Here is a 22,521-nt window from a genome sequence, read left to right as displayed (position 1 = left end):
GGCAGTGGCGGTGCGCGGATTCTTGCCGCGGCGCCGCTCCCGCACAATCGGTGCATGAGCATCCAGACCGATGACCTCGTCCCCTCGCGGCGCGTCGTCAGCGCCGCCCCTGCCTCGCCGAACGAGGAGGCGATCGAGCGTGCACTGCGCCCCAAGGGTCTGGCCGACTACGTGGGCCAGGCCAAGGCGCGCGAGCAGCTGGAGATCTTCATCGGTGCCGCGAAGCAACGCGAAGAGGCGCTGGACCACGCGCTGCTGTTCGGCCCGCCGGGGCTGGGCAAGACGACGCTGGCGCATATCGTCGCTGCCGAGCTGGGCGTGAACCTGCGCCAGACCTCGGGGCCGGTGCTGGAAAAGCCCAAGGACCTGGCGGCGATCCTGACCAACCTCGAGAAGAACGACGTGCTCTTCATCGACGAGATCCACCGCCTGAGTCCGGTGGTCGAGGAGATCCTCTACCCGGCGCTCGAGGACTACCAGATCGACATCATGATCGGCGAGGGACCGGCGGCGCGCTCGATCAAGCTGGAGCTTCAGCCCTTCACGCTGGTCGGCGCGACCACGCGGGCCGGCATGCTGACGAATCCGCTGCGCGACCGCTTCGGCATCGTGCTGCGGCTGGAGTTCTACACGGTCGAGGAACTGGCGCGCATCGTCACCCGTTCGGCCGGCCTGCTGAACGTGCAGACGGATGCCGACGGCGGCCTCGAGATCGCGAAGCGATCGCGCGGCACACCGCGCATCGCCAACCGCCTGCTGCGCCGCGTGCGCGACTATGCCGAGGTCAAGGGCAGCGGCCGCATCGATGCCGCGACCGCCGACAAGGCGCTGAAGATGCTCGACGTCGACCCGCAGGGCTTCGACGTGATGGACCGCAAGCTGCTCGAGGCCGTGATCCACCGCTTCGACGGCGGGCCGGTCGGCCTGGACAACGTCGCCGCGGCCATCGGCGAGGAAGCCGGCACGATCGAGGACGTGATCGAGCCCTACCTGATCCAGCAGGGCTACCTGCAGCGCACGCCGCGCGGGCGCATCGCGACGCAGGCGGCGTATCGCCATCTCGGGCTCGCGCCGCCCAAGACCGCGGGCGACCTGTTCACCGGCTGACGACGGCCGCGGCATCGGGAGTCGACATGCACGCTCCAGCCCTCTACGCGCGCCTCGCCAAGCAGGTGGCGCGCCTCTCGGGCCGCCCCGGCACGCTGGCGCTGGCGATCGGTGTCGTCGTCGCGTGGGTCGTCAGCGGCCCCTTCTTCGGCTACAGCGACACCTGGCAGCTGGCCATCAACACCGGCACGACCATCGTCACCTTCCTGATGGTCTTCCTGATCCAGAACACGCAGAACCGCGACACCGAGGCGATCCAGGTCAAGCTCGACGAGCTGATCCGCGCCACGCGCGGAGCGCACAACGCGCTGCTGGACCTGGAGGAGCTGTCGGAGTCCGACCTCGACGCCTTCCGCGCCCGCTACCAGAAGCTGGCGAGCAATGCGCGGGCCGAACTCGAGCGCGGCCTGCAGGACACGGACTCGCCGGAGCCCTGAGGCGGCCTTTCAGTGCGCGTGGCCGTCCTTGCGCGGCAACGCCGTGGCGGCCTCGACCTTGACCTCGACGGTCACTTCGCCGGCCTTCTCGAACCTCAGCTTGAGCGGGAAGCGACTGCCGGCCGCGAGCGGCTGCTTCAGGCCCATGAACATCAGGTGCAGGCCGCCCGGCTCGAGCGCGACGCTGCCGCCGGCCGGCAGGTCGATCGCGTCGACCTGGCGCATGCGCATCACGTCGCCTTCCATCTTCATGCTGTGCAGTTCCACGCGGTCCGCGGCCTCGCTGCTGGCCGACACCAGCCGGTCGGCCGCGCCGGCGTTCCTGAGCTTGAGGAAGCCGCCGCCGGCAGCCTGGCCAGGGGCGGTGGCACGCGCCCAGGGATGACCGATCTCGATCGCACCGAGCTGGAAGCCGTGCGCGCCGGCCAGCGGGACACTCAGCGCCAGGACGGCCGCCATCAGGGCATGGGACAACTTCATCGCGTCTGCACGGCGGCCGGGCCGCCTTCGGTTGATCAGGCCCGCGATTGTGCCGAAGCCGGCGCGGCGCCGCGGCCTTCGGTCAGGCGACCGACCCACCACAGGCCCGCGACGAGTACAGCGACCGCCGCCACCTGCTGCAGGCCGGACAGGAGATGGGCATGCCACAGCAGCAGCGCCGTGCCCGCCAGCAGCAGCCCGAAGACCAGCAGCGCGATGGTCACGACCTGCGGCGACGCCGGCGGGTCGTAGCGCTGCACGCGGGCGATGTCGAAGGCCGGCTTCGGGAAGCGCTCGGCCACGTCGGCCGGCCGCCAGCCCGGTGGCCGGAGCCAGACCCGCAGCTTGTCGGCCCACGACCGCGCGTGCCGGCTGTCGTGCCACAGGCCGGCGTAGACCTGCAGGTTGGCGCGGATCGGATCCCAGCTCTGCAGCGGCGCGCGCGACCCGTAGACGCAGGGCTCGTCCTCGTGCTCGGGTTCGTAGCTGCCGAACAGCCGGTCCCAGACCAGCAGGATGCCGCCGTAGTTCTTGTCGACGTAGCGGTCGTTCACCGCGTGGTGCACGCGGTGGTTGCTGGGCGCGCAGAACCAGCGGTCGAACCAGCCCAGCCGCCCGACCTGCTGCGTGTGCACCCAGAACTGGTACAGCAGGTCGACCAGCGCCACCACCGCATACACCAGCGGCGGAAAGCCCAGCAACGCCATCGGCAGGTAGAAGATCCAGTTGCCGAGGAAATAGGTGCTGGGCTGGCGCAGTGCCGTCGAGAGGTTGTAGTCCTCGCTCTGGTGGTGCACCACGTGCGCGGCCCAGAAGAAGGCGACGCGATGGCCCAGCCGGTGGTTCCAGTAGTAGAGGAAGTCGTAGAGCACCAGGCCCACGGCCCACACGCGCCAGTCACCGACCGGGAGATCGAAGATCCGCAGCCGCTCCCAGGCCAGCACATAGATGCCCAGCAGCACCGCCTGCCCCGCCAGGCCGGTCAGCTGGCTCATGATGCCCAGGCCGATGCTGGAGAGTGCGTCGCTCGCGCGGTAGGTGTCGCGGCCGCGCCGCCGCCCGAGCCACCATTCGAGGGCGATGGCCGACAGGAAGATCGGCGTCGCCAGGACGATGATCTGGGCGCTGGTCATGGAACGATCATCGCAGGCGCCACGCCTGCCCCGCATCGGGACCTGCCCGGCACCCGGCTCGCCGCTCGGTCAGGGACTCTGCCTGACGACGTTGACCTGCATCGGCGCCGACCGCAGCAGCACGCTGCCGTCGTTGCCGAGGAACTGCAGCTCGATCTGATAGTCACCGCGCGGCAGCTCGACCAGCGCCTCGGTGCGCCCGTCCGACAGCTCCTGGCGCAGCACCGGCACGCCGGCGCGCGTGCTGACGCCATAGGCGAAGTGCCCGCTGTCCTTGGTCTTGCTGCCGGCCGGCGCCACGCCCAGGCCCATCACGCCGAGGCTCAGCACGAAGGGGCTGCTCACCGATTCGCCGCTGCGGAGGTTCTTCGCATAGACATCCTTGCCGGGCGGCCGCGGCGTGCTCACCGTGTCCTGGTACCAGGCCGCGCAGGTCTCGGCGAAGCGGGCCGGGTCGATGACCGGCGCCGGGCCGCCGCGCGCCGCAACGACGTGGATCGTGATCTCCCGGCTGAAGACGAAGTAGGGCCGGTGGTCGTGGTCGGCGAACAGCAGGCGCAGCGTGTGCGGGCCGGGCGCCAGCTCGAGGCTGGTGCCGGTCTGCCCCTTGCCGAAGTGCACGTGCGTGCTCGAGAACGGGATCTTGTCGCGGTGCGCGACCGGCAGTGGCGTGTCGACCAGCAGGTGGTGGTGGCCGGCCTTGTCGTGCGGGTTGCCGGCCGGGATCACGCCCCTGCCGCGCACGCCGAACTCGACCCACACCGGCGAGCGCACCGTGTAGCCGTGCTTGAGGTTGGAGAAGCGCACCGCGGTCGGCTCGCGCAGGTCGACCACCGTGCGCTCGGCGGTGTGGTCGAGCCAGCAGCGGCGCTGCAGCGGGTCGTCGGGCAGCCCTTGCGCCAGCAGCGGGCTGGTTGCCGCGACGAAGGCCCATGCCGCGGCACAGGCCGCGACGGATCGGCGTTGCATGTGGTCCATGCGTTCTTGCTCTCCCTGCGGACCACTCTAGCGGCGCCGGTTCTCGCCTCCCCGCTGCCCCCCTAGTCCGGGACCCGATCGACCGCAGACGGCGGGCCGGGCCGCGAAATGTGCACGCTCCCGCGTGGCGTCAATCCACCGCGCCGCGCGCGTCGACGCGCCATACCGACTCGACGCGGCCGGCCTCGAGGCCACCGCGCACGCCGACCAGGTGGTCGTGCAGGTTGACCGTCGGGTCGCAATGGCCGGGCACGAGCCAGAGCGTGTCGCCGAGCGCCGGCAGCGGCGCGCCGGCGGCGCGCGGCTTGACGACCGCGTGCTCGTCGTTGGCACCGCTGCACAGCAGGTCCTCGCGCTGCCAGAGGGTCGGCAGGCCGGACTCGATGGCGTGCGACTTGTGCCCCGCATCGACGACGACGTGACCGAGACTGGCGCTCATCACCTGCGCCTTGACGAACAGCGCCTGCTCGAAGCGCGGCGCGTGAGGGTCGGCCTCGTTGCGCGCGTAGTCGGCGTCGCCGAAGGCATAGCTGCCGGGCTGCAGCTCGCCGTAGACGCCGCTCGTCGCCTCGAAGCGGAAGCTCCCGCTGCCGGCGCCGGTGACCAGCGGGCAGGCGATGCCCGACCCCGTGATCGCGGCGCGCGCCGCGACGACGACATCGACCGCATGCCGGATCGCGGCCTCGCGCTCGGAGACGCCGCGAAAGTGCTGGGCGCTGCCGTGATAGGCCTGCAGGCCGGCGAAGCGCAGCCCGGCGTGCGCGACGACCTGGCGCGCCAGCGCACCGGCCTGCGCCGGCGCGACGCCGCAGCGGCCCTGGCCGACGTCGACCTCGATGAAGACGTCGACCGTGCTGCCGGCCTCGCGCACCGCCTGGGCGAGCCGCTCGACGCCGACGATGCTGTCGACGGCGATCGCCAGCTTCACGTCGCGCGCCAGCCGGGCCAGGCGCGCCAGCTTGTGCGGCGCGACGACCTGGTTGCTCACGTAGACGTCGCGCACGCCGCCGGCCGCCATCGCCTCGGCCTCGCCGGTCTTCTGCACGCACACACCGACCGCGCCCAGCGCGATCTGCCGCAGCGCGACGGCCGCGCACTTGTGCATCTTGGCGTGCGGGCGCAGGCGCATGCCGCGCTCGCGCGCGAAGTCGGCCATGCGCTGCAGGTTGCGCTCGAAGGCGTCGAGGTCGATCACCAATGCGGGCGTGTCGATCGCCGCGACGGCATCGCCGATCCGGGCCGGGTCGCTGCGCATCGCGGGGTCTCCGATCAGGCGGCGTGGCCGACGCGGTCGGTCGCGGGCGTGGCGCTGTGAGTCTGGTCGAACGAGCCGTCGCTGAACTCGTCGTGCTCGGCGCCGTCGAGGTGCGAGGTGTCGCTCCAGCCGACGAGCGTGAAGCCCTCCGGCGTGTACAGCAGCCGGTTGACGGCCGTGTTGCCGAGCTGCCAGGTGCGCGTGGCACCGAGCTCGATGCGCGCGGCCGCCCGGTACAGGCAGTCCATCACGCCGCCGTGTGCCACGAGCGCGATCGTCTCGCCCGGGTGCCGGCCCGCGAGACGCGCCGCAGCGGCGACCGCGCGCTCGTAGAACTGGCGCAAGGTCTCGCCGCCCTCGGGCGCGAACGCGGGATCGCGGGCGCGCCAGCGCGCGCTCTCGGCCGGGAAATGGGTCTCGATCTCGGCCCAGGTGCGCCCCTCGAAGCGGCCGAAGCCGCGCTCGCGCAGGCCGCGATCGGTCTGCACCGGCAGGCCGCTGGCGCCGGCGATCGCCAGCGCCGTGTCGTGGGCCCGGGCGAGGTCGCTGCTGTAGACATGTTGCAGACCCTCGCCCGCCAGCGCCGCCGCGGCCCGCGCGGCCTGCCAGCGCCCCTTGGCGTTGAGGCCGACGTTGAGCTGGCCCTGGATGCGGGTATCGACGTTCCAGGCCGTCTCGCCATGACGGACGGCGAAGACGAGGGTCGGCTCGCTCATCCCGCGAGCCGCGCGTTCAGCGTGTAGGTCCCGCCGAAGCTCGCTTCGGCCAGCACGTGGCCGCGCATCGCCTCGCGCGCCTGCGCGCCGGTGAAGCTGCCCTCGACGGACAGTCGCGCCAGGTCCAGCGCGAACAGCGTGAACACGTAGCGGTGCAGCAGCGCGTCGTTGAACGGCGGGAAGGGACCGTCGTAGCCGTGGTAGCTGCCGCTCATGTCGGCGTTGGCGGCGAACCATCCGGTGTAATCGTTCAGGCCCTGACGCGCGCCGTGCAGGCTGGCCGGTCCCGGCTTGCCGCGCGGCGTGAAGCCGCGGCTGAACTCGCCCTCGGCCAGGCCGCTCAGCGTCGGCGGCAGGTCGACCAGCACCCAATGAAAGAAGTCGACGCGCGGCAGGTCGGCCGGCACCTCGCGGCCCGGCTGGTTGACGTCGTCGCCGCGACTGGGAACGTCGGGATCGTGGCAGATCAGCGCGAAGCTCTTCGTGCCCGGTGGCGCGCCGCTCCAGGCCAGCTGCGGCGACACGTTGTCGGAGAACGTGACCGTGGTGGCCGCGTCGGGCTTGCCGGCCGCATGTCGCGCCGGGATGCGGCCGCCGTCGGTCCAACTGGTGCTGGTGAGCTTCATGGGGTCTCCGGGTCGATGGCGCTCAGACGCCCCAGACGATGGACTGGTCGGCGGCCTGGGCACGCTTCATCATCTCGACCAGCGGCCAGGCGCGCTGCCGCAGGCCGACCGCAGGCCGCGGCGGCGGCGTGTGTCCTGCAGCCCGGGCCTCGGCCTCGGCCTGCGCGCGCGCGGCTTCGTCGGCCTGGATCGCGGCCTCGATCGCGCCGATGGCCACCCGCAGCTGCGCGGCCTCGAAGATGCCCTGCGCCGACGGTTCGCGCCCGGCCGCCTTCAGCACCTGCGCGCCGACCGGTTCGGTCATGACCAGGTCGCCGGCCGCCTTGGACTTGAACTTGTAGATCATGGTGTGTGCTCAGGCGCGATAGACGTGATCGCGCTGGAAAGGGTAGGACGATTGTGCCCCGCGCAGCGGCCCCGCCTGCACCTGCCCGCTCGGCCGGATCGCCAGCAACTGGTGCAGGCCCATCCAGCCGCGCTCGAAGCCCATCGCGCTGCCGGCCAGGTAGAGGCGGTAGGCCCGCACCAGCTTGTCGCCGGTGATCGCGCGCGCCTCGCCGAGTCGCGCCTCGAGTGCGTCGCTCCAGGCCCAGAGCGTGCGCGCGTAGTGCGGACGCAGGTTCTCCACGTCCACGGTCTCGAGGCCGGCCTCGGCCATCGCGGCCATCACCGCCGAGACGTGGACGAGCTCGCCGCCAGGGAAGATGTAGCGCTCGACGAAGTCGCCGATGCCGCCGCCGAGCTGGGTGTTGTGCAGGCCGCCGGCGGTGATGCCGTGGTTGAGCAGCAGGCCGCCGGGCGCCAGCAGGCGCCGCAGCTTGTCGAAGTAGCCGGCCAGGCGCGCGTGGCCGACGTGCTCGAACATGCCGATCGAGGCGATCTTGTCGTAGCGTGCGCTGCCGTCGCCCGGGTCGGGCAGGTCGCGGTAGTCGCAAAGAGCGATGCTGACGCGCCCCGCGAGACCGCGCTCGGCGATCAGGCCCTGCACGTGCGCATGCTGCTGTGCCGACAGCGTGATGCCGTGGGCCTGCACGCCGTAGTGCTCGGCCGCCCACAGCAGCAGCGCGCCCCAGCCGGCGCCGACGTCGAGCAGTCGCTCGCCCGGACGCAGCATCAGCTTGCGGCAGATGAGGTCGAGCTTGGCTTCCTGGGCCTCGGCCAGCGTGCTCGCGCCGGCGTGCCAGTACGCGCAGGAATAGACGCGTCGCGGGTCCAGCCAGAGTGCGTAGAACTCGTTCGAGACGTCGTAGTGGAACTCGATCTGCTCGCGGTCGCGCTGCGGGGCGTGGCGTGCGTGCGAGCGTCGCGCCTGCACCAGCCGCGACCACCAGCGAGCACGGCTGCCGGCGTCGGCCAGCGCGGTCGGATCGCCCGGCAGCAGCGCGCCCGCCACCTCGGCGACCTCGCGCATCGCGCCTTCGATCTCGACCCGGCCCTCGACGTAGCCACGCGCCAGCGTGCCGACCTGACCGCGCGCCAGCGACGGCAGCAATCGCGCGTCGAGGATGCGCAGCGTGACGACGGGCCGGTCGGCGCCGAAGGCCAGGCCGCCGGGCAGCTCGAGCCGCGTGCGCACCGGCAGCGCGGCCGCGCGTGCCGACAGCGCGGCAAGCCAGCGCCGGGGCGACGCACTGCCCCGCGGGGAGCCGGCCAAGGCCGGCGAGGACAGAGGCTCCAGTTGGTTCATCGGTCATGAACTCCTGCCGCTATGCTTGCCGCGAATTTACCCACATCGCGATGCGCGCGCATTGCCCCAGCTCATGAAACTGCTACGCCATGGCCCCCCGGGGCGCGAGAAGCCCGGCCTCGTCGACGCCGAGGGTCGCCTGCGCGATCTGTCGGGCGTGACGCCGCATCTCGACCTTCCCTCCTTGGGCCTGGCCGGGCTGGCGAAGTTGCGGCGGATCGCGCCGGAATCGTTACCGCTGGTGCGGGGCACGCCGCGTCTCGGCGTGCCCTACACCGGCATCAGCAAGTTCGTCGCCATCGGGCTGAACTACGTCGACCACGCGGCCGAGGCCGGCATGCGGGTGCCGACCGAGCCCATCGTCTTCATGAAGGCGACGACCTGCATCACCGGACCCGACGACACGATCGAACTCCCCCCGGGTTCGCTGAAGACCGACTGGGAGGTCGAGCTGGGCGTGGTGATCGGCAAGACCGCCAAGCGCGTGGCCGAGGCCGACGCGCTGTCGCATGTCGCCGGCTACTGCGTCGTCAACGACGTCAGCGAACGCCAGTGGCAGACCGAGCGCGGCGGCACCTGGGACAAGGGCAAGGGCTTCGACAGCTTCGGCCCGATCGGGCCGTGGCTCGTGACGCCGGACGAGGTGGCCGACCCGCAGGCGCTGGACCTGTGGCTGGACGTCAACGGCGAACCGCGCCAGCGCGGCAGCACCTCGAAGATGGTGTTCACCGTGGCCCAGCTGATCGCCTACGTCAGCCAGTGCATGACGCTGCTGCCGGGCGACATCATCGCGACCGGCACGCCGCCCGGTGTGGGCATGGGCATCAAGCCCGTGCCTCAGTTCCTGAAGGTCGGCGACGTGGTGAGCCTGGGCGTGGCCGGGCTCGGCACCCAGCGCCAGCGCGTCGTCGCCGGCTGAGAGCGCTCAGGCCGCCAGCTTGAAGACCTTGACCGCCTCGGTCAGCTTCAAGGACTGATCGCGCAGCGACTGCGAGGCCGCCGCCGCCTGCTCGACGAGCGCGGCGTTCTGCTGGGTCGAGCTGTCCATCTGCTCGATCGCGTGGTTGACCGTCTCGATGCCCGAGCTCTGCTCGCGGCTGGCCACGCTGATCTCGCCCATGATGTGCGTGACCTGGCGCACGCTGGCCAGGATCTCGTCCATCGTCGCACCGGCCTGGTTGACCAGCTTGGCGCCGGTATCGACCTTGTCGACCGAGTCGCCGATCAGCGCCTTGATCTCCTTGGCAGCCGCCGCGCTGCGCTGCGCGAGGTTGCGCACTTCGCCCGCGACGACCGCGAAGCCGCGGCCCTGCTCGCCGGCGCGCGCCGCTTCCACCGCGGCGTTCAGCGCGAGGATGTTGGTCTGGAAGGCAATGCCGTCGATGACGCCGATGATGTCGGCGATCTTGCGGGCGGCGCTGTTGATCTCGCTCATCGTCGCCACGACCTGGGTCATCACCTCGCCGCCGCGGCTGGCCACGTCGCTGGCGGTCGTGACGAGCTGGTTGGCCTGCTGGGCGTTGTCGGCGTTCTGGCGCACGGTGGAGGTCAGTTCCTCCATCGAGCTGGCGGTCTGCTGCAGGCCGCTGGCTTGCGTCTCGGTGCGGACGCTGAGGTCGGTGTTGCCGGAGGCGATCTCCTGCGAGGCCACCGACACCTGCTCGGCCGACTCACGCACCTGCGTGATCGTGGCCTGCAGCTTCTTGCGCATCGTGTTGAGCTCGTGGTTCAGCCAGGCGATCTCGTCGCGGCCGCTCGACGAGATCTTGGTGACCAGGTCGCCGGCCGCCACGCGGCTGACCGACGCGACGATCGCCTCGACCGGCTTGCGAACGGCCTCGCGCACCATCCAGCCGAGCGCGGCGCCGGCGACGAAGCCGGCCACCAGCCACAGGGCCGACGCGGCCTCGCCCTTCAGTGCCTCGGCCTTGGCGGCGAGCGCCGGATCCGAGAGGCCGGCCAGCAAGGCCTGGGCATCGCCGGCGATGTCGCGGATGACGAAGACGCTGACGGCACCCAGCCCCAGCATCATCAGGACCATCAGCGTGAAGCCCGCGGCAATGCGGGTCGTCAGTCGGTAGTTCAGCAGGTTGAACAAGGCGTTCTCCTCGCGTCGTTGTTCGTGGCGGTCGGGCCGCACCCTTCCCACCCCCCAGAGGCAGGAACCTGCTGCCAATATCGGCGCAACGACGATCGGCTTAAGGCCGGATCAACGCCGGCCATCCCTTCCAGTTCCCGCGACCCTCGCTCAGCGCTCGATGCGGGTCGACAGCACGATGGCCGAGGTGGTCCGCTCCACGCCGTCGAGCGCGCCGATGCGGTCGATCAGGGTGTCCAGTTCCTGGATCGACGGCGCCGCCACGACGGCCAGCAGGTCGAAGACCCCGCTGACGGAGTGCAGGCTGCGCACCTCGGGAATGCGCCGCAGCGCGGCCTCGATGGCACCGGTCTGCTTGGGCCCGGCGGTCACCATCACGTGCGCGCGAACCAACGCCGCCTCGACCGCGTCGTCGACCCGCACGGTGTAGCCGGCGATGACGCGTGCGCGTTCGAGCCGCTCGACGCGGCTTTGCACCGTGGTGCGCGACAAGCCCAGCGCCCGCGCCAGATCGGCCGTGGAGCGCCGGGCGTTCTCGCGCAACAACGCCAGCAAGGCCCGGTCGGTGGGGTCGAGATTGGTCATTGTGCTCGCGATAGGCCTTCGATATGACGAATTGTGCTCGTCGGATCGTCATTATTACAGCTTCATTTGGCCGATGATCCCGGGACACTGAGGCCTCGTGAATCGGCAGGAGGTCCTCATGCATTCCATCCTCGTCCTCGGCGGCGGCAAGATCGGCGCGGTGGTGGCCGAACTGATGGCCCATGCCCGCAGCGCCGGCCAGCCCGACTACGAGGTGACGCTGGCCGATCGCAGCGAGGCGGCCCTGGCCGGCGCGCCCCGCCACCCGCAGATCGACACCCGCGTGCTGGACGTGAACGACTCGGCCGCGCTGCGTGCGGCGCTGCAGGGTCGCTACGCGGTGCTGAGCGCCCTGCCCTACATGCTCACGGTCCGTGTCGCCGAGGCGGCGCGCGACGTCGGCTGCCACTACCTCGACCTGACCGAGGACGTGGCAGCGACCCGGCGCATCCGCGAGATCGCCGATGGAGCGTCGCAGGCCTTCATCCCGCAATGCGGCCTGGCGCCGGGCTTCATCAGCATCGTCGCGGCCGATCTGGCGCGGCGCTTCGACACGCTGGACTCGGTGCGCATGCGCGTCGGCGCGCTGCCGACCTTCCCGAGCAACTCGCTGAACTACAACCTGACCTGGAGCACCGAGGGCGTCATCAACGAGTACTGCGAGCCCTGCGAGGCCATCGTCGACGGCCGCCGCGTCAGTGTGCCGGCGCTCGAGGAGCGCGAGGAGTTCTCGCTCGACGGCGTGCTGTACGAGGCCTTCAACACCTCGGGCGGCCTGGGCACGCTGTGCGAGACCCTCGAAGGCAAGGTGCGCACACTCAATTACCGCACCATCCGCTACCCCGGCCATGCGGCCGTGATGAAGACGCTGCTGCACGACCTGAAGCTGAAGGACCGCCGCGAGCTGTTCAAGGACATCCTCGAGAACGCGCTGCCTGCGACGACGCAGGACGTGGTGATCGTCTTCGTCACCGCCGCCGGCGTGCGCGTCGACGAGCAGGGCCAGCGCCGCTTCCTGCAGGACACCGTGGTGCGCAAGGTCTACAGCCGCTCGCTGCACGGCACGACGCACAGCGCGATCCAGATCACGACCGCGTCGGCGCTGTGCGCGATGCTGGACCTGCTGCGCGAAGGCGCCTTGCCGACGCGCGGCTTCGTGCGGCAGGAGGACGTCGCACTGGATCGCTTCCTGGCCAACCGCTACGGCGCCGCCTACGCCGAGGAACCGGCCACACCGGGGCGACTGGCCGCCTGATCAACGGCCGCCACGCGGTCAGACGGGCGTGGCGCTGGCCGCCTTGACGCGGTCCATGACGAAGCTGGTCTTGCAGTCTTCGACGCTCGGGTGCTTGAGCAAGGTGTCCATGATGAAGCGCGAGTAGTGCGCCATGTCCTCGACCACCACGCGCAGCAGGTAGTCCATCTCGCCGGTCAGCGCGACGCACTCGACGACCTCCGGCCAGGCCTGCACCGACGCCTTGAAGAGATCCATCGGGTTGCGCTTGTGCGACTCGGTGTGCTTCTCGAGCCGCACGTTGATGTAGGCCGTGAGGCCGAGACCCACCCGCTCGGGCGGCACGATGGCGACGTAGCCGGCGATGGCGCCGGCCTCCTCGAGCCGCTTGACGCGACGCAGGGTCGCCGAGGCCGACAGCTGCACCTCGACGGCGAGCTGGTCGTAGGTGGCACGGCCGTTGGCCTGGAGCGCGCGAAGGATCCGGCGATCCAGCGCGTCGAGCACGATCGAGGCTTCCATGCCACGGATTATGCAGGATTCATGCATCAATGTCACCACTGAAGACCGAAATCGCAGCAAACCTGCGCCGCGAGGCCTATACAGTGCAGGCGTTCGACCTCTGCGCGAAAGGCGGCAGCATGCAATTCACTCCCTGGGACAACCCGATGGGCACCGACGGCTTCGAGTTCATCGAATACGCCGCGCCGGACCCGGCCGCGATGGGCGCGCTGTTCGAGCGCATGGGCTTCACGCCGATCGCGCGGCACCGTCACAAGAACGTGCTGCTCTACCGCCAGGGCGAGATCAACTTCATCGTCAACGCCGAGCCGGACTCCTTCGCGCAGCGTTTCGCGCGGCTCCACGGACCCAGCATCTGCGCGATCGCCTTCCGCGTCCAGGATGCGCGCCACGCCTGCGAGCGCGCCCAATCGCTGGGTGCCTGGGGCTACGCGGGCACGGCAGGCCCCGGCGAGCTCAACATCCCGGCCATCAAGGGCATCGGGGACTCCCTGATCTACTTCGTCGACCGCTGGCGCGGCAAGAACGGCGCGCGCGAGGGCGACATCGGCAACATCGGCTTCTACGACGTGGACTTCGTGCCGCTCGGCGAAGACTCCGGCGCAACGCTCTCGCCCGCCGGCCACGGCCTGACCTACATCGACCACCTCACGCACAACGTGCACCGCGGCCGCATGGCCGAATGGGCCGACTTCTACGAGCGCCTGTTCAACTTCAAGGAAGTGCGCTACTTCGACATCGAGGGCCAGGTCACCGGCGTGAAGAGCAAGGCCATGACCAGCCCCTGCGGCAAGATCCGCATCCCGATCAACGAAGAAGGCAACGAGAAGGCCGGCCAGATCCAGGAGTACCTGGACAAGTACCACGGCGAAGGCATCCAGCACATCGCGCTCGGTTCGACCGATCTGCTGAAGACGGTCGATGCCCTGCGCGCCGCCGGCGTGAAGCTGCTCGACACCATCGACACCTACTACGAACTGGTCGACAGGCGCATCCCCGGTCATGGCGAGAACGTGGCCGAGCTGAAGCAGCGCAAGATCCTGGTCGACGGCAAGGCCGGTGAACTGCTGCTGCAGATCTTCAGCGAGAACCAGCTCGGGCCGATCTTCTTCGAGTTCATCCAGCGCAAGGGCGACCAGGGCTTCGGCGAGGGCAACTTCAAGGCGCTCTTCGAAAGCATCGAGCTCGACCAGATGCGCCGCGGCGTGCTGGCCAAGGCCTGAGGTCATGAAGGGCGTCAATGTCGGCGTCGCGCCGGTGACCTACGGGCAAGGCGACCGCCCGCCGCGCGGCGACTACGCGCGGGCACGCTCCGACTACACCTGCGAGCAGGACTTCGCGCGCTATACCGAGGCCGACCACGACACCTACCGGCGCCTCTATGCGCGCCAGCTCCAGCAGCTGCCGGGCCTGGCCTGCGACGAGTTCATCGCCGCGGTATCGCAGCTCGGTGCGCCGGAGCGCATCCCGCGCTTCGACGACATCTCCGAGCGGCTGATGAAGGCGACGCGCTGGCAGATCGTCGGTGTGCCGGGGCTGATCCCGGAGGAGGCCTTCTTCGCCTTGCTGGCGCAACGCAAGTTCCCGGTCACCGACTGGATGCGCCAGCCCGAGGAGTTCGACTACGTGGTCGAGCCCGATGTCTTCCACGATCTGTTCGGGCACGTGCCGCTGCTCTTCGACCCGGTGTTCGCCGACTACATGCAGGCCTACGGCGCGGGGGGTCTGAAGGCCAGCCGCCTGGATGCCTGCGAACTGCTGGCGCGGCTGTACTGGTACACGGTGGAGTTCGGCCTGATCCAGACGAAGCAGGGCCTGCGCGCCTACGGCGCCGGCATCCTGTCGAGTGCCGGGGAACTGCGCCACGCGATCGCGTCGTCCGAACCGCGGCGCGTCGGCTTCGACCTGCAACGGCTGATGCGCAGCCTCTACAAGATCGACAGCTACCAGGCGATCTACTTCGTGATCGACAGCTTCCAGCAGCTGTTCGATGCGACAGCGCCGGACTTCACACCGATCTACGCCGCCGTGCGGCAACAGGACATCCTCGAGGCCGGCACGCTGCTGCCTGGCGAGCGACTGTTCGCACCGAACCGCTGAGCCAGGCGCGTTCGCGCCCGGCCACCCGAGGGGCCACCCCCAACGGGGGTCCCCCCGATGGACGATGCGCCCCCCCCAGGGCGCGCCGAGACTGCAGGCAGTGAACTCTGCTGCGCTGCCCCGAATGTCGCCCCAGTTGTCCCGCCGCTGCGCGCTCGCCGTGCTGATATCGATGCTGATCGCGACGGTGATGGGCTTGCTGGCCTGGGGTCCGATCGGGCTCGAAGGGCGCGAACGGCGCCTGACGGATCCTCGTCTCGTTTTCGGCATCCTCAACGGCTGGACCGTGGTGTTTCAGGTTCCCCTGTTGCTGGCGACCGCGGCGGGAGCTTTGGGCGCCCGGGGCAGCGGCGCGCTGGCGCGCGCCTGGCAGCTGTTCTTCTGGCTCACGAGCCTCGCGGTGCTGTCCAGCGCGGTCGATCACCTGTCCCCCAGCGCGACCGGCTACATCCTGTCGAAGCTGCCGGTGGCCAGCGCCTGCGCCGTGCTGTCGCTGCTGTTCCTGGCCGAGCGGCTGGGGCGTGCCTGGATCGCATCGCCGCTGCTCTGGGCGGCCGCGGCGGCCGGCCCGCTGGGTGGCCTCGTCTGCTTCGTGTCGCAGGCGCTGGGCGGCCAGCCCGACATGCGGCTGCTGGTGTGGTGCGAGTACCTGCCCATGCTGCTGATTCCGCTGGGCGTGTGGAGTTTGCGCAGTCGCGGCCTCGAGGGATCCGACTGGCTGGTCGGGCTGCTGTGGTTTGCCGCGGCCAAGCTGCTCGACTGGGCGGACATGCCGATATGGCACGCCAGCGACGGCGCCATTGCCGGCCACGCCCTGCATCACCTGCCGCTGGCCGCCTGCATCGGCTGGCTGGCGTGGCGCGTCGCGCGTCAGGCAGGGCGTGTCGCGGACACCGACGCTTCGCCGATCGCCAGTCGGCGGGCGACTTCGCTGACGACCTCGGGGTGAAACGCCATCGCCACGTGGGCCGTCGCGCCCAGGTGGCGGTTGTCCGCGCCCGGCAGGGTCGCCACCGCCGGCGGGAAGACGATGTTGTCGGCGTGGCCGTAGAAGCAGGTGAAGCGACCAGTGTGAAGTGCCGGCTCGCGAGCCACCAGACCCAGCAACCACTCGCTGGTCTGGCGCATGTGCAGCGCGTTGGCGGTTCGGCCCAGGCGCGCCAGCCAGGTTCCGCGATGCGGTGTTCCGATGGTGATCACGTGCTGGATCCGGGCAGCCGCCGAAGCATCGGCGGCCAGCCAGGCCCGCGCAACGAGTCCACCCATGCTGTGACAGACCAGCAGCGGCGGCAGGCCGGTCTCCTGCTCCAGGCGCGCAACGGCCTGCTCGAGCTGCGGCACGTAGTCATCGAGATCGCAGAACACCGGCTCCAGATTGACGGCCATGCAGGGCCGGTGCTGCGCGGCGCAGCGCTCCAGCCACGGCGCCCAGAAGACCCGGTTGCACAGGTAGCCGTGCACGAACACGATGCCGCGCCGTCCCGGCCGACCCGCCACGTCGGGCCAGCCTGAACTGCGAAACGGTTGGCGCCAGCCGAAGACCTGCCAGGCCACGATGCACTCGCCGAACCAGGCGCGCAGCAACTGCAGCGGCCTGGCGCGAGGCGTCGGATCGCGGCCATGCTGCCAGGCCAGCAGCGCGAACTCGACGGCAAGCACGACGGTGTAGCTCAACACGATCGCTGCCGCACCAGCCAGGGCCACGACCGGCTGACGCTGCCACCACAGCAAGAGCCAGACCAGCGCCGACAAGCCCAGCGCGTAGACGATTCGGCGTTGCAGACGCGCGAGCATGCGTGCGCGTGGACTGTCTCTCAGGCCAACTGCACCGAGCGGCCCGTGAGCCGCTGTGCCAGGCCGGTCGCGAGGCGATTGACGATGCCGTAGACCGACAGCTGGGGGTTGGCGCCGATGCTCGTGGGAAAGAGGGATCCGTCGTGCACCGACAGGTTCTGCAGTTGCCAGTGCTGGCCGTCGGGCCGCACGACACCGAGCTTCTCGTCGGCAGCGAGCCCACAGCCACCCATCACGTGCGCGCTCACGACCCGGGTGAGGTGCGCCTTCATCGGCAAGGTCCCGATGTCCGCCTTGGCTTCCGTCCAGCTCCGGTAGCTGCGGGCGAGTTCATGGATCGGCAGCACCTCGCGCGCACCCGCCGCGAACTGGATCTCGGCCATGCTCAGCAGGGCGCGGCGTGCCCCGTGCATGACGAAGTCGGTGAGCGGGTAGTCGAGCACCGGTGATCCGTCGCCCCGCAGCTTGACCCGCCCGCCGGGCGACTGGGCATGAAAGCCGTCGCGCATCAAGGCCAGCAGACTGTGCGAGTGCGCGAAGAGTTTCAGCAGGCGCGCCTGCTCGAGACCGAAGCCCGCCAGCGTCGTCGAGAAGATCACCGGATGGATCGGCGGCGCCTCGAGCTTGTAGCCGATCGGCCCGTCGATCGGATCGACACCGAGGAAGTGGTCGCTGTAGATCGTCTGTGGTGCTCCGGCCCAGCCCTCGACCTTCTGGTCGAAGACCGCCGCGGAGATCACGACCGGGTGCAGGAAGGTCCGTGCCCCCAGCCGGTCATGGGGATCGGGGATGCCGGACCGCAGCAGCAGGGCCGGCGAGTTGATGGCCCCGCCAGCCACGACATAGTGTTTGGCCACGACGCGACCGCCGTTCGACGATGCGGGCCGGCCGTCCTGCAGCACCGGCAGGCAGTCGAGCTGCGTCACGCGGTCGCCGCTGCGCTGGAACGCCTGCGCCCGCGTCTCGACCAGCAGCCGCGCACCACGATCCAATGCCGCCGGGATCGTGGTGACCAGCATCGACTGCTTGGCGTTCGTCGGACAGCCCAGACCGCAGGATCCGAGGTTCCAGCAGCCCTTCACGTTGCGATTGATCGCAGCGGCCGCGATGCCCAGCTTGCCGGCGCCGCGCTTGAGCAGGTCGTTGTTCTCGTTCGGCGGCGCCAGCCACGGGCCGATGGAGAGCCGGCGCTCCGCCTGCAGGAACCAGGGCGAGAGAGCATCGGGCCCGTAGTCCTTGAGCCCGAAGTGCTGCTGCCAGTACGCCAGCGTGTCGTCGGGTGTGCGGAAGGAGCTGGTCCAGTTGACGGTCGTCGAGCCGCCGACGCAACGCCCCTGCAGGATGTTGATCGCCTTGTCGGCCGTCTTGCGCGCAGCACTCTCCTGGTAGAGCTGGGGATAAGCCTCGCTTTCGAGCTGCCTGAAATCGCTGCTGGTCTTGAGCGGCCCCTCCTCGATGATCACGACGTCGAGACCCGCCTGACTCAACAGCTCGGCCGTGATGCCGGCACCCGCGCCGCTGCCGACGATCGCCACATCGCAGTCGATCTGCGTCGGCAGGGGCGCCGCACCGGCGTGGCGACCGCCATAGACCTTCCAGCCTCGCGTGAGCCCTTCACGGATCGGATCGGTCTGTGCCATGTCAGACGGGGCTCGGCCCGGGATAGGCCATCAGCGACCACTGCTCGGGCTGGGCGTAGAACGCGGCATTCGTGAGGTCGCGCAGCGCGTGGTAGGCCTGCTGGCGAAGCTCGTGATCACTGGTGCGCATGCGACGCAGGGCCGCCTCGAGTTCGCCGACGCTCGCCTGCGGCCAGTCAGTGCGCAGCCCCATGAGCCATTGGCGGACCGGCGCCACCGACAGCAGCCCGAGAAGCTGGCCGATCTCGGCTTGCGTCGCTTGCGGAAAGCCGGCAATGGCCTCGTCGAGACGCGCCAGGTGGCGGTCAAGGGCTGCGGACTGGCTGGCCTCGTCGACCGGCAGGCTGCCTTCCAGCACGGCGCGCGCCACGGCACGAAACACGGCACGACCCGCGTCGGTCAGGTGACCTTCGCGCCAGCCTGGTCGCCACAGCCAGGCCGCACCGCCGCCGATGGCGAGCACAGCGGTCGCCGCCAACCCCAGCTTCAGCAGGCGGCGGCGCGACAGGGCCGGAGAGGCATCGCTCATCGACGATGAGTGTTGCATCATTCGCGCGAGGTCCCGTCGAGGCCTGCGTCTATTTGTGATCCAGACAAACCCCAGAAGAAGGCGGCGCGGCGCATGATGTCCCAGACGCGACAGGCGGATGCCGCCGGGATCATTGGAAGCCTGGCGATCGTCGAGGCGGAACGACAACGACGCGACGCGGATCCGCCGCTCGCCGCCGCAGTGCGCGCCCTCAAGGGCTACCAGCAGGCGCGCTTTCGTCACAGCCACGCCGACTTGCTGGCCAGCGCACGCTACGGAGCCGCCGCGCGCTTCTTTCTCGAAGAGTTGTACGGACCGGCCGACTTCAGTCGGCGCGACGCGCAGTTCAGCCGAATCGTCCCGGCGCTGGTGCGGCTCTTTCCAGCCGAACTGGTGCACACGGTGGAGTCTCTCGCGGCCTTGCACGCCCTGTCGGAAGAACTGGACAGCGCGATGGCCGCAGCGCTGCCCTCGCCCGCCGTCGACGCACAGACGTACATGCGAACGTGGCGGACCGTTGGTCGCGCAGCGGACCGCGAACGGCAGATCGAGCTGGTCGTCGACGTCGGCAGGGCGCTCGACCGCTACACGCGCGTGCCCGCACTGATGATGAGCCTGCGCCTCATGCGTCGGCCGGCGCACCTGGCGGGCCTGAGCGAACTGCAGGTCTTCCTCGAGCGCGGCTTTGACACCTTCAAGGCCATGCGAGGTGCCCAGGAGTTCCTCGAGACGATCCAGGAGCGCGAGCGAACGATGGCCGCGCGCCTTTTCGCCGGCGAGGCCTCAGGGCAACTCCCGTAGCCGCGGGCCGGCGGTGCCCGAAGAATGAGCAATTCTTCTGCGGAGTTGGTCGATGGACATGGTCGTCAAGAAGCCCTGGTTGGCGCACTACCCCCCGGCCGTCTCGCCGACGGTCGATGTCAACGCATACGGCTCGCTGGTCGAACTGCTCGACGAGTCGTTTCGCAAGCATGCGTCGCGGACCGCGTCAGTCTGCATGGACAGCGAGTTGCGCTTCCGAGACGTCGACGAGATGGCCGATGCCCTCGGCGCCTGGCTCCAGGACAAGGGCCTGGTGAAGGGGTCCCGGGTTGCCTTGATGATGCCGAATCTGCCGCAGTACATGGTGGCAATTGCAGGTGTACTGCGGGCCGGCTATGTGGTCGTCAACGTCAATCCGCTGTACACACCGCGCGAGCTCGAGCATCAGCTCAATGACTCCGGGGCCGAGGCCATTGTCATTCTCGAGAATTTCGCGACGACGCTCGAGGAAGTGATCGAGCGGACGAAGGTGCGACACGTGGTGCTGGCGTCGATGGGGGACCTGCTCGGGTTCTGGAAGGGGCTGCTGGTCAACTTCGTGGTGCGCAACGTCAAGAAGATGGTGCCGGAGTTCAGGCTGCCGTTGAATCAGGGACGGACGGTGACGCGCTTCAACATGGCCATTGCCGAAGGCACGCGCATGCGACTGGCGCGCGTGGACATCCAGCCCGACGACGTGGCCTTCCTGCAGTACACGGGCGGCACCACGGGCGTGTCGAAGGGTGCAACGCTCCTGCATCGCAATGTGGTTGCGAACATCCTGCAGACCGAGGCCTGGTTCAAGCCCATGCTCGACAAGCTGGGCGACAAGCCGCTGACCTGCGTTTGTGCCCTGCCGCTGTATCACATCTTCGCGCTGACGATCTGCTACATGATGGGCGCGCGGGTCGGCATGAAGAACTTGCTGATCCCGAACCCCCGCGACCTGCCTGGCCTGGTGAAGACCTTGTCCAGGCACAAGGTCAGCATGTTCCCGGCGGTCAACACGCTCTTCAACGCGCTGGCGAACGACGCGGATTTCGCGCGACTCGACTTCTCGGATCTGGTGGTGTCCAACGGTGGGGGAATGGCCTGCCAGCAGGCGACCGCCGAGAAGTGGCTGAAGATCACGGGGTGTCCTGTCGTGGAGGGATACGGACTGTCGGAGACGTCACCGGTGGCGACGAGCAATCGGCTCGACACGACGGACTTCACCGGCACGATCGGGCTGCCGATCCCGTCGACCGAGATCGCGATCCGCGACGACGACGGCCGCGATGTGCCCTTCGGAGAGCCTGGGGAGATCTGTATCCGTGGACCACAGGTCATGGCAGGCTACTGGAATCGACCGGACGAAACGGCAAAGGTCATGACGCCGGATGGCTTCTTCAAGTCGGGCGACGTGGGTGTGATGGACGAGCGCGGCTACACGAAGATCGTCGACCGCAAGAAGGACATGATCCTGGTGTCTGGGTTCAACGTCTACCCGAACGAGATCGAGCAGGTGGTCAACATGCATGCCGGCGTGCTCGAGTGCGCGGCGGTGGGGGTTGCCGATGCCAGGTCGGGCGAGGCGGTCAAGCTGTTCGTGGTCAAGAAGGACCCGACGCTCGCAGAAGAGGACTTGGCCGACTACTGCAAGCAGAACTTCACGGCTTACAAGCGGCCGAAGTACATCGAGTTCCGCGACGACTTGCCGAAGAGCAACGTCGGCAAGATCCTGAGGCGCGAGCTACGCAGCACGACCTAGCTGAATGTCGAGTACCCGCCGGCTAGCAACTAGGCAGAGGGATGAGCCGGCTCGGCAGCCGACGACGTTGGATGGGGCAAAGGCTTGGCGTTTCGAACGGCCTCGACGAGATCCTCGGTGTTTGGTATCGGCATGATGGCGGCGTCCACGAAGCAACCTTGGCGCATCTGCAGCCCCTCACGTAGAAGACGTGCCTTGATCTCGACGACGAGGACCGTACTGAGGCGCCCCGCCTCGAGCAGGCGCTTGAACTCGCGGGTCGTTGAGGGCTCGGGCACTTCGTCCGTGGCGAGGTCGATCCCGACGAAGCGTCGCAGTGGTTGCATATCGAGCAGCGCGTCATGGAGTGTCTCGTCGTTGAGCCGATACCACTGCTGAACGAAGTACATGCGGAGCATCCGCTGCATCGGGATCCGAACGAGAGCACTGGAGCCTTCGGTTGGATAGAGCGGCCGCAACGCCCTGAGCATGCGTTCCCAAGGGACGACTTGCTCCATCAGGGCGAGGAAGCGGTCACGCCGAGTCGCTCTTCTGCGACGGATGCTCTGGTTTGCAGGCTGACAAGAGACGCTATCCATCGATACAGCTCCGCGATGAGTGTCGACGGATGCTGCACGATCACCATCTGGAGCGCATCCTCTCCCGGATGGATGCCGGCGCAAAATAACTGACTCCAGAAAGCAGAACGCCCGACCAAATGGCCGGGCGCTTGCAATTATTAGCCTGACAATGTCCTACTTTCACACGGGAACCCGCACTATCATCGGCGCTGAGGCGTTTCACTGTCCTGTTCGGGATGGGAAGGAGTGGGACCACCTCGCTATGGTCATCAGGCTTAACCGATCACTGCGCTGCTGGGACAGCAACGCAGCCAATTTGTAGAGTCAATTCAGCTTCTTGATCGCGCCATCACGGCACAACGCTTTGACAACCCAAATCATCGTCAAAGTTATAGGGTCAAGCCTCACGAGCAATTAGTACCGGTTAGCTCAACGCATTACTGCGCTTCCACACCCGGCCTATCAACGTCCTGGTCTCGAACGACTCTT

The 22,521-nt window shown here is 69.0% G+C and carries 23 protein-coding genes, 2 rRNA genes and 1 pseudogene; 9 read left to right on the top strand and 17 right to left on the bottom strand.

Going from position 1 to position 22,521, the window contains the following annotated elements:
* Positions 1-54: 54 nt before the first annotated feature.
* Both ruvB and QZV97_RS14545 read left to right on the top strand, forming a co-directional pair.
* On the top strand, positions 55-1,107 hold the full coding sequence (gene ruvB, locus QZV97_RS14550) for a Holliday junction branch migration DNA helicase RuvB (protein ID WP_295643498.1): 1,053 nt from the start codon (positions 55-57) through the stop codon (positions 1,105-1,107).
* Positions 1,108-1,133: 26 nt separating this feature from the next.
* Positions 1,134-1,544: a low affinity iron permease family protein gene (locus tag QZV97_RS14545; protein WP_295643495.1), complete on the top strand. Its 411-nt coding sequence runs from the start codon at positions 1,134-1,136 to the stop codon at positions 1,542-1,544.
* Positions 1,545-1,553: 9 nt separating this feature from the next.
* Here QZV97_RS14545 and QZV97_RS14540 read toward each other — a convergent pair whose 3' ends face one another.
* From QZV97_RS14540 to QZV97_RS14505, 8 genes are all read right to left on the bottom strand, one after another.
* Complete coding sequence (locus tag QZV97_RS14540; RefSeq protein ID WP_295643492.1) at positions 1,554-2,003, bottom strand: copper chaperone PCu(A)C; 450 nt, start codon at positions 2,001-2,003, stop codon at positions 1,554-1,556.
* A 56-nt stretch (positions 2,004-2,059) separates the two neighbouring features.
* Positions 2,060-3,157: a sterol desaturase family protein gene (locus QZV97_RS14535; RefSeq protein ID WP_295643489.1), complete on the bottom strand. Its 1,098-nt coding sequence runs from the start codon at positions 3,155-3,157 to the stop codon at positions 2,060-2,062.
* A gap of 69 nt (positions 3,158-3,226) precedes the next feature.
* Positions 3,227-4,126: a DUF4399 domain-containing protein gene (locus tag QZV97_RS14530; RefSeq protein WP_295643486.1), complete on the bottom strand. Its 900-nt coding sequence runs from the start codon at positions 4,124-4,126 to the stop codon at positions 3,227-3,229.
* Positions 4,127-4,265: 139 nt separating this feature from the next.
* Positions 4,266-5,390 carry a DSD1 family PLP-dependent enzyme gene (locus tag QZV97_RS14525; protein WP_295643483.1) on the bottom strand — a complete coding sequence of 375 codons (1,125 nt, stop codon included), beginning with the start codon at positions 5,388-5,390 and terminating at the stop codon, positions 4,266-4,268.
* A 14-nt stretch (positions 5,391-5,404) separates the two neighbouring features.
* A complete protein-coding gene (locus QZV97_RS14520; protein ID WP_295643480.1) occupies positions 5,405-6,106 on the bottom strand; it encodes a histidine phosphatase family protein in 702 nt (233 codons plus the stop codon).
* A complete protein-coding gene (locus QZV97_RS14515) occupies positions 6,103-6,732 on the bottom strand; it encodes a YbhB/YbcL family Raf kinase inhibitor-like protein (protein ID WP_295643478.1) in 630 nt (209 codons plus the stop codon). Before QZV97_RS14515 ends, QZV97_RS14520 begins: the two co-directional genes overlap by 4 nt.
* A 22-nt stretch (positions 6,733-6,754) precedes the next feature.
* Entirely contained in the window at positions 6,755-7,078 is a 324-nt protein-coding gene (locus QZV97_RS14510) for a DUF1840 domain-containing protein (protein ID WP_295643475.1), read from the bottom strand.
* Positions 7,079-7,087: 9 nt separating this feature from the next.
* Complete coding sequence (locus QZV97_RS14505; protein ID WP_295643472.1) at positions 7,088-8,419, bottom strand: class I SAM-dependent methyltransferase; 1,332 nt, start codon at positions 8,417-8,419, stop codon at positions 7,088-7,090.
* A gap of 73 nt (positions 8,420-8,492) precedes the next feature.
* Between QZV97_RS14505 and QZV97_RS14500 the strand changes: the two genes are divergently transcribed.
* Positions 8,493-9,338 (top strand): fumarylacetoacetate hydrolase family protein, encoded by an 846-nt coding sequence (locus QZV97_RS14500; protein WP_295643469.1) that lies wholly within the window; start codon positions 8,493-8,495, stop codon positions 9,336-9,338.
* A 6-nt stretch (positions 9,339-9,344) separates the two neighbouring features.
* Here QZV97_RS14500 and QZV97_RS14495 read toward each other — a convergent pair.
* Positions 9,345-10,283: pseudogene (locus QZV97_RS14495) on the bottom strand (methyl-accepting chemotaxis protein); the annotation flags it as partial.
* 384 nt (positions 10,284-10,667) lie between these two features.
* Positions 10,668-11,102: an Lrp/AsnC family transcriptional regulator gene (locus tag QZV97_RS14490; RefSeq protein ID WP_295643465.1), complete on the bottom strand. Its 435-nt coding sequence runs from the start codon at positions 11,100-11,102 to the stop codon at positions 10,668-10,670.
* 118 nt (positions 11,103-11,220) lie between these two features.
* Here QZV97_RS14490 and QZV97_RS14485 point away from each other — a divergent pair, with 118 nt between their 5' ends.
* Positions 11,221-12,357 (top strand): saccharopine dehydrogenase family protein, encoded by a 1,137-nt coding sequence (locus QZV97_RS14485; protein ID WP_295643462.1) that lies wholly within the window; start codon positions 11,221-11,223, stop codon positions 12,355-12,357.
* An 18-nt stretch (positions 12,358-12,375) separates the two neighbouring features.
* Here QZV97_RS14485 and QZV97_RS14480 read toward each other — a convergent pair whose 3' ends face one another.
* The gene (locus QZV97_RS14480; RefSeq protein WP_295643458.1) at positions 12,376-12,858 is read right to left on the bottom strand and encodes an Lrp/AsnC family transcriptional regulator; all 483 of its coding nucleotides are present in this window, start codon (positions 12,856-12,858) and stop codon (positions 12,376-12,378) included.
* Between the two features lie 119 nt (positions 12,859-12,977).
* Between QZV97_RS14480 and hppD the strand changes: the two genes are divergently transcribed.
* The 3 genes from hppD to QZV97_RS14465 all read left to right on the top strand — a co-directional run bounded on the left by hppD (position 12,978) and on the right by QZV97_RS14465 (position 15,907).
* The gene (hppD, locus tag QZV97_RS14475; protein ID WP_295643455.1) at positions 12,978-14,081 is read left to right on the top strand and encodes a 4-hydroxyphenylpyruvate dioxygenase; all 1,104 of its coding nucleotides are present in this window, start codon (positions 12,978-12,980) and stop codon (positions 14,079-14,081) included.
* Between the two features lie 4 nt (positions 14,082-14,085).
* Positions 14,086-14,958 carry a phenylalanine 4-monooxygenase gene (phhA, locus tag QZV97_RS14470; protein ID WP_295643452.1) on the top strand — a complete coding sequence of 291 codons (873 nt, stop codon included), beginning with the start codon at positions 14,086-14,088 and terminating at the stop codon, positions 14,956-14,958.
* 136 nt (positions 14,959-15,094) lie between these two features.
* The gene (locus QZV97_RS14465) at positions 15,095-15,907 is read left to right on the top strand and encodes a hypothetical protein (protein WP_295643449.1); all 813 of its coding nucleotides are present in this window, start codon (positions 15,095-15,097) and stop codon (positions 15,905-15,907) included.
* On the opposite strand, the gene QZV97_RS14460 is transcribed toward QZV97_RS14465, so the two are convergent.
* From QZV97_RS14460 to QZV97_RS14450, 3 genes are read right to left on the bottom strand one after another with little or no spacing between them, the layout of a single operon-like run.
* Positions 15,829-16,752: an alpha/beta fold hydrolase gene (locus QZV97_RS14460; RefSeq protein WP_295643446.1), complete on the bottom strand. Its 924-nt coding sequence runs from the start codon at positions 16,750-16,752 to the stop codon at positions 15,829-15,831. The two genes, QZV97_RS14465 and QZV97_RS14460, sit on opposite strands and share 79 nt — an antisense overlap.
* Positions 16,753-16,772: 20 nt before the next feature.
* A complete protein-coding gene (locus tag QZV97_RS14455) occupies positions 16,773-18,392 on the bottom strand; it encodes a GMC family oxidoreductase (protein WP_295643443.1) in 1,620 nt (539 codons plus the stop codon).
* Between the two features lies 1 nt (position 18,393).
* Complete coding sequence (locus tag QZV97_RS14450) at positions 18,394-19,170, bottom strand: hypothetical protein (RefSeq protein ID WP_295643440.1); 777 nt, start codon at positions 19,168-19,170, stop codon at positions 18,394-18,396.
* A gap of 6 nt (positions 19,171-19,176) precedes the next feature.
* Between QZV97_RS14450 and QZV97_RS14445 the strand changes: the two genes are divergently transcribed.
* Together QZV97_RS14445 and QZV97_RS14440 are read left to right on the top strand one after the other, a co-directional pair.
* Complete coding sequence (locus QZV97_RS14445; RefSeq protein ID WP_295643437.1) at positions 19,177-19,722, top strand: hypothetical protein; 546 nt, start codon at positions 19,177-19,179, stop codon at positions 19,720-19,722.
* Positions 19,723-19,774: 52 nt separating this feature from the next.
* A complete protein-coding gene (locus tag QZV97_RS14440) occupies positions 19,775-21,472 on the top strand; it encodes a long-chain-fatty-acid--CoA ligase (protein WP_295643435.1) in 1,698 nt (565 codons plus the stop codon).
* A 29-nt stretch (positions 21,473-21,501) separates the two neighbouring features.
* Here QZV97_RS14440 and QZV97_RS14435 read toward each other — a convergent pair whose 3' ends face one another.
* The 3 genes from QZV97_RS14435 to QZV97_RS14425 form a co-directional block, all read right to left on the bottom strand.
* Entirely contained in the window at positions 21,502-21,969 is a 468-nt protein-coding gene (locus tag QZV97_RS14435) for a transposase (protein ID WP_295643434.1), read from the bottom strand.
* A 224-nt stretch (positions 21,970-22,193) separates the two neighbouring features.
* Positions 22,194-22,306: ribosomal RNA gene (gene rrf, locus QZV97_RS14430) — 5S ribosomal RNA — on the bottom strand.
* A gap of 119 nt (positions 22,307-22,425) precedes the next feature.
* Positions 22,426-22,521: ribosomal RNA gene (locus tag QZV97_RS14425) — 23S ribosomal RNA — on the bottom strand; the annotation flags it as partial.

Origin of the sequence: uncultured Methylibium sp., from assembly GCF_902826655.1 — a bacterium.
GTDB lineage: Bacteria > Pseudomonadota > Gammaproteobacteria > Burkholderiales > Burkholderiaceae_C > Methylibium.
This window is presented reverse-complemented; position numbering and strand designations above follow the sequence as displayed.

Coding starts and splice junctions, on each gene's coding strand:
- ruvB (WP_295643498.1), top strand. CDS start 55: ATGAGCATCCAGACCGATGACCTCGTCCCCTCGCGGCGCGTCGTCAGC.
- QZV97_RS14545 (WP_295643495.1), top strand. CDS start 1,134: ATGCACGCTCCAGCCCTCTACGCGCGCCTCGCCAAGCAGGTGGCGCGC.
- QZV97_RS14540 (WP_295643492.1), bottom strand. CDS start 2,003: ATGGCGGCCGTCCTGGCGCTGAGTGTCCCGCTGGCCGGCGCGCACGGC.
- QZV97_RS14535 (WP_295643489.1), bottom strand. CDS start 3,157: ATGACCAGCGCCCAGATCATCGTCCTGGCGACGCCGATCTTCCTGTCG.
- QZV97_RS14530 (WP_295643486.1), bottom strand. CDS start 4,126: ATGCAACGCCGATCCGTCGCGGCCTGTGCCGCGGCATGGGCCTTCGTC.
- QZV97_RS14525 (WP_295643483.1), bottom strand. CDS start 5,390: ATGCGCAGCGACCCGGCCCGGATCGGCGATGCCGTCGCGGCGATCGAC.
- QZV97_RS14520 (WP_295643480.1), bottom strand. CDS start 6,106: ATGAGCGAGCCGACCCTCGTCTTCGCCGTCCGTCATGGCGAGACGGCC.
- QZV97_RS14515 (WP_295643478.1), bottom strand. CDS start 6,732: ATGAAGCTCACCAGCACCAGTTGGACCGACGGCGGCCGCATCCCGGCG.
- QZV97_RS14510 (WP_295643475.1), bottom strand. CDS start 7,078: ATGATCTACAAGTTCAAGTCCAAGGCGGCCGGCGACCTGGTCATGACC.
- QZV97_RS14505 (WP_295643472.1), bottom strand. CDS start 8,419: ATGAACCAACTGGAGCCTCTGTCCTCGCCGGCCTTGGCCGGCTCCCCG.
- QZV97_RS14500 (WP_295643469.1), top strand. CDS start 8,493: ATGAAACTGCTACGCCATGGCCCCCCGGGGCGCGAGAAGCCCGGCCTC.
- QZV97_RS14490 (WP_295643465.1), bottom strand. CDS start 11,102: ATGACCAATCTCGACCCCACCGACCGGGCCTTGCTGGCGTTGTTGCGC.
- QZV97_RS14485 (WP_295643462.1), top strand. CDS start 11,221: ATGCATTCCATCCTCGTCCTCGGCGGCGGCAAGATCGGCGCGGTGGTG.
- QZV97_RS14480 (WP_295643458.1), bottom strand. CDS start 12,858: ATGGAAGCCTCGATCGTGCTCGACGCGCTGGATCGCCGGATCCTTCGC.
- hppD (WP_295643455.1), top strand. CDS start 12,978: ATGCAATTCACTCCCTGGGACAACCCGATGGGCACCGACGGCTTCGAG.
- phhA (WP_295643452.1), top strand. CDS start 14,086: ATGAAGGGCGTCAATGTCGGCGTCGCGCCGGTGACCTACGGGCAAGGC.
- QZV97_RS14460 (WP_295643446.1), bottom strand. CDS start 16,752: ATGCTCGCGCGTCTGCAACGCCGAATCGTCTACGCGCTGGGCTTGTCG.
- QZV97_RS14455 (WP_295643443.1), bottom strand. CDS start 18,392: ATGGCACAGACCGATCCGATCCGTGAAGGGCTCACGCGAGGCTGGAAG.
- QZV97_RS14440 (WP_295643435.1), top strand. CDS start 19,775: ATGGACATGGTCGTCAAGAAGCCCTGGTTGGCGCACTACCCCCCGGCC.
- QZV97_RS14435 (WP_295643434.1), bottom strand. CDS start 21,969: ATGGAGCAAGTCGTCCCTTGGGAACGCATGCTCAGGGCGTTGCGGCCG.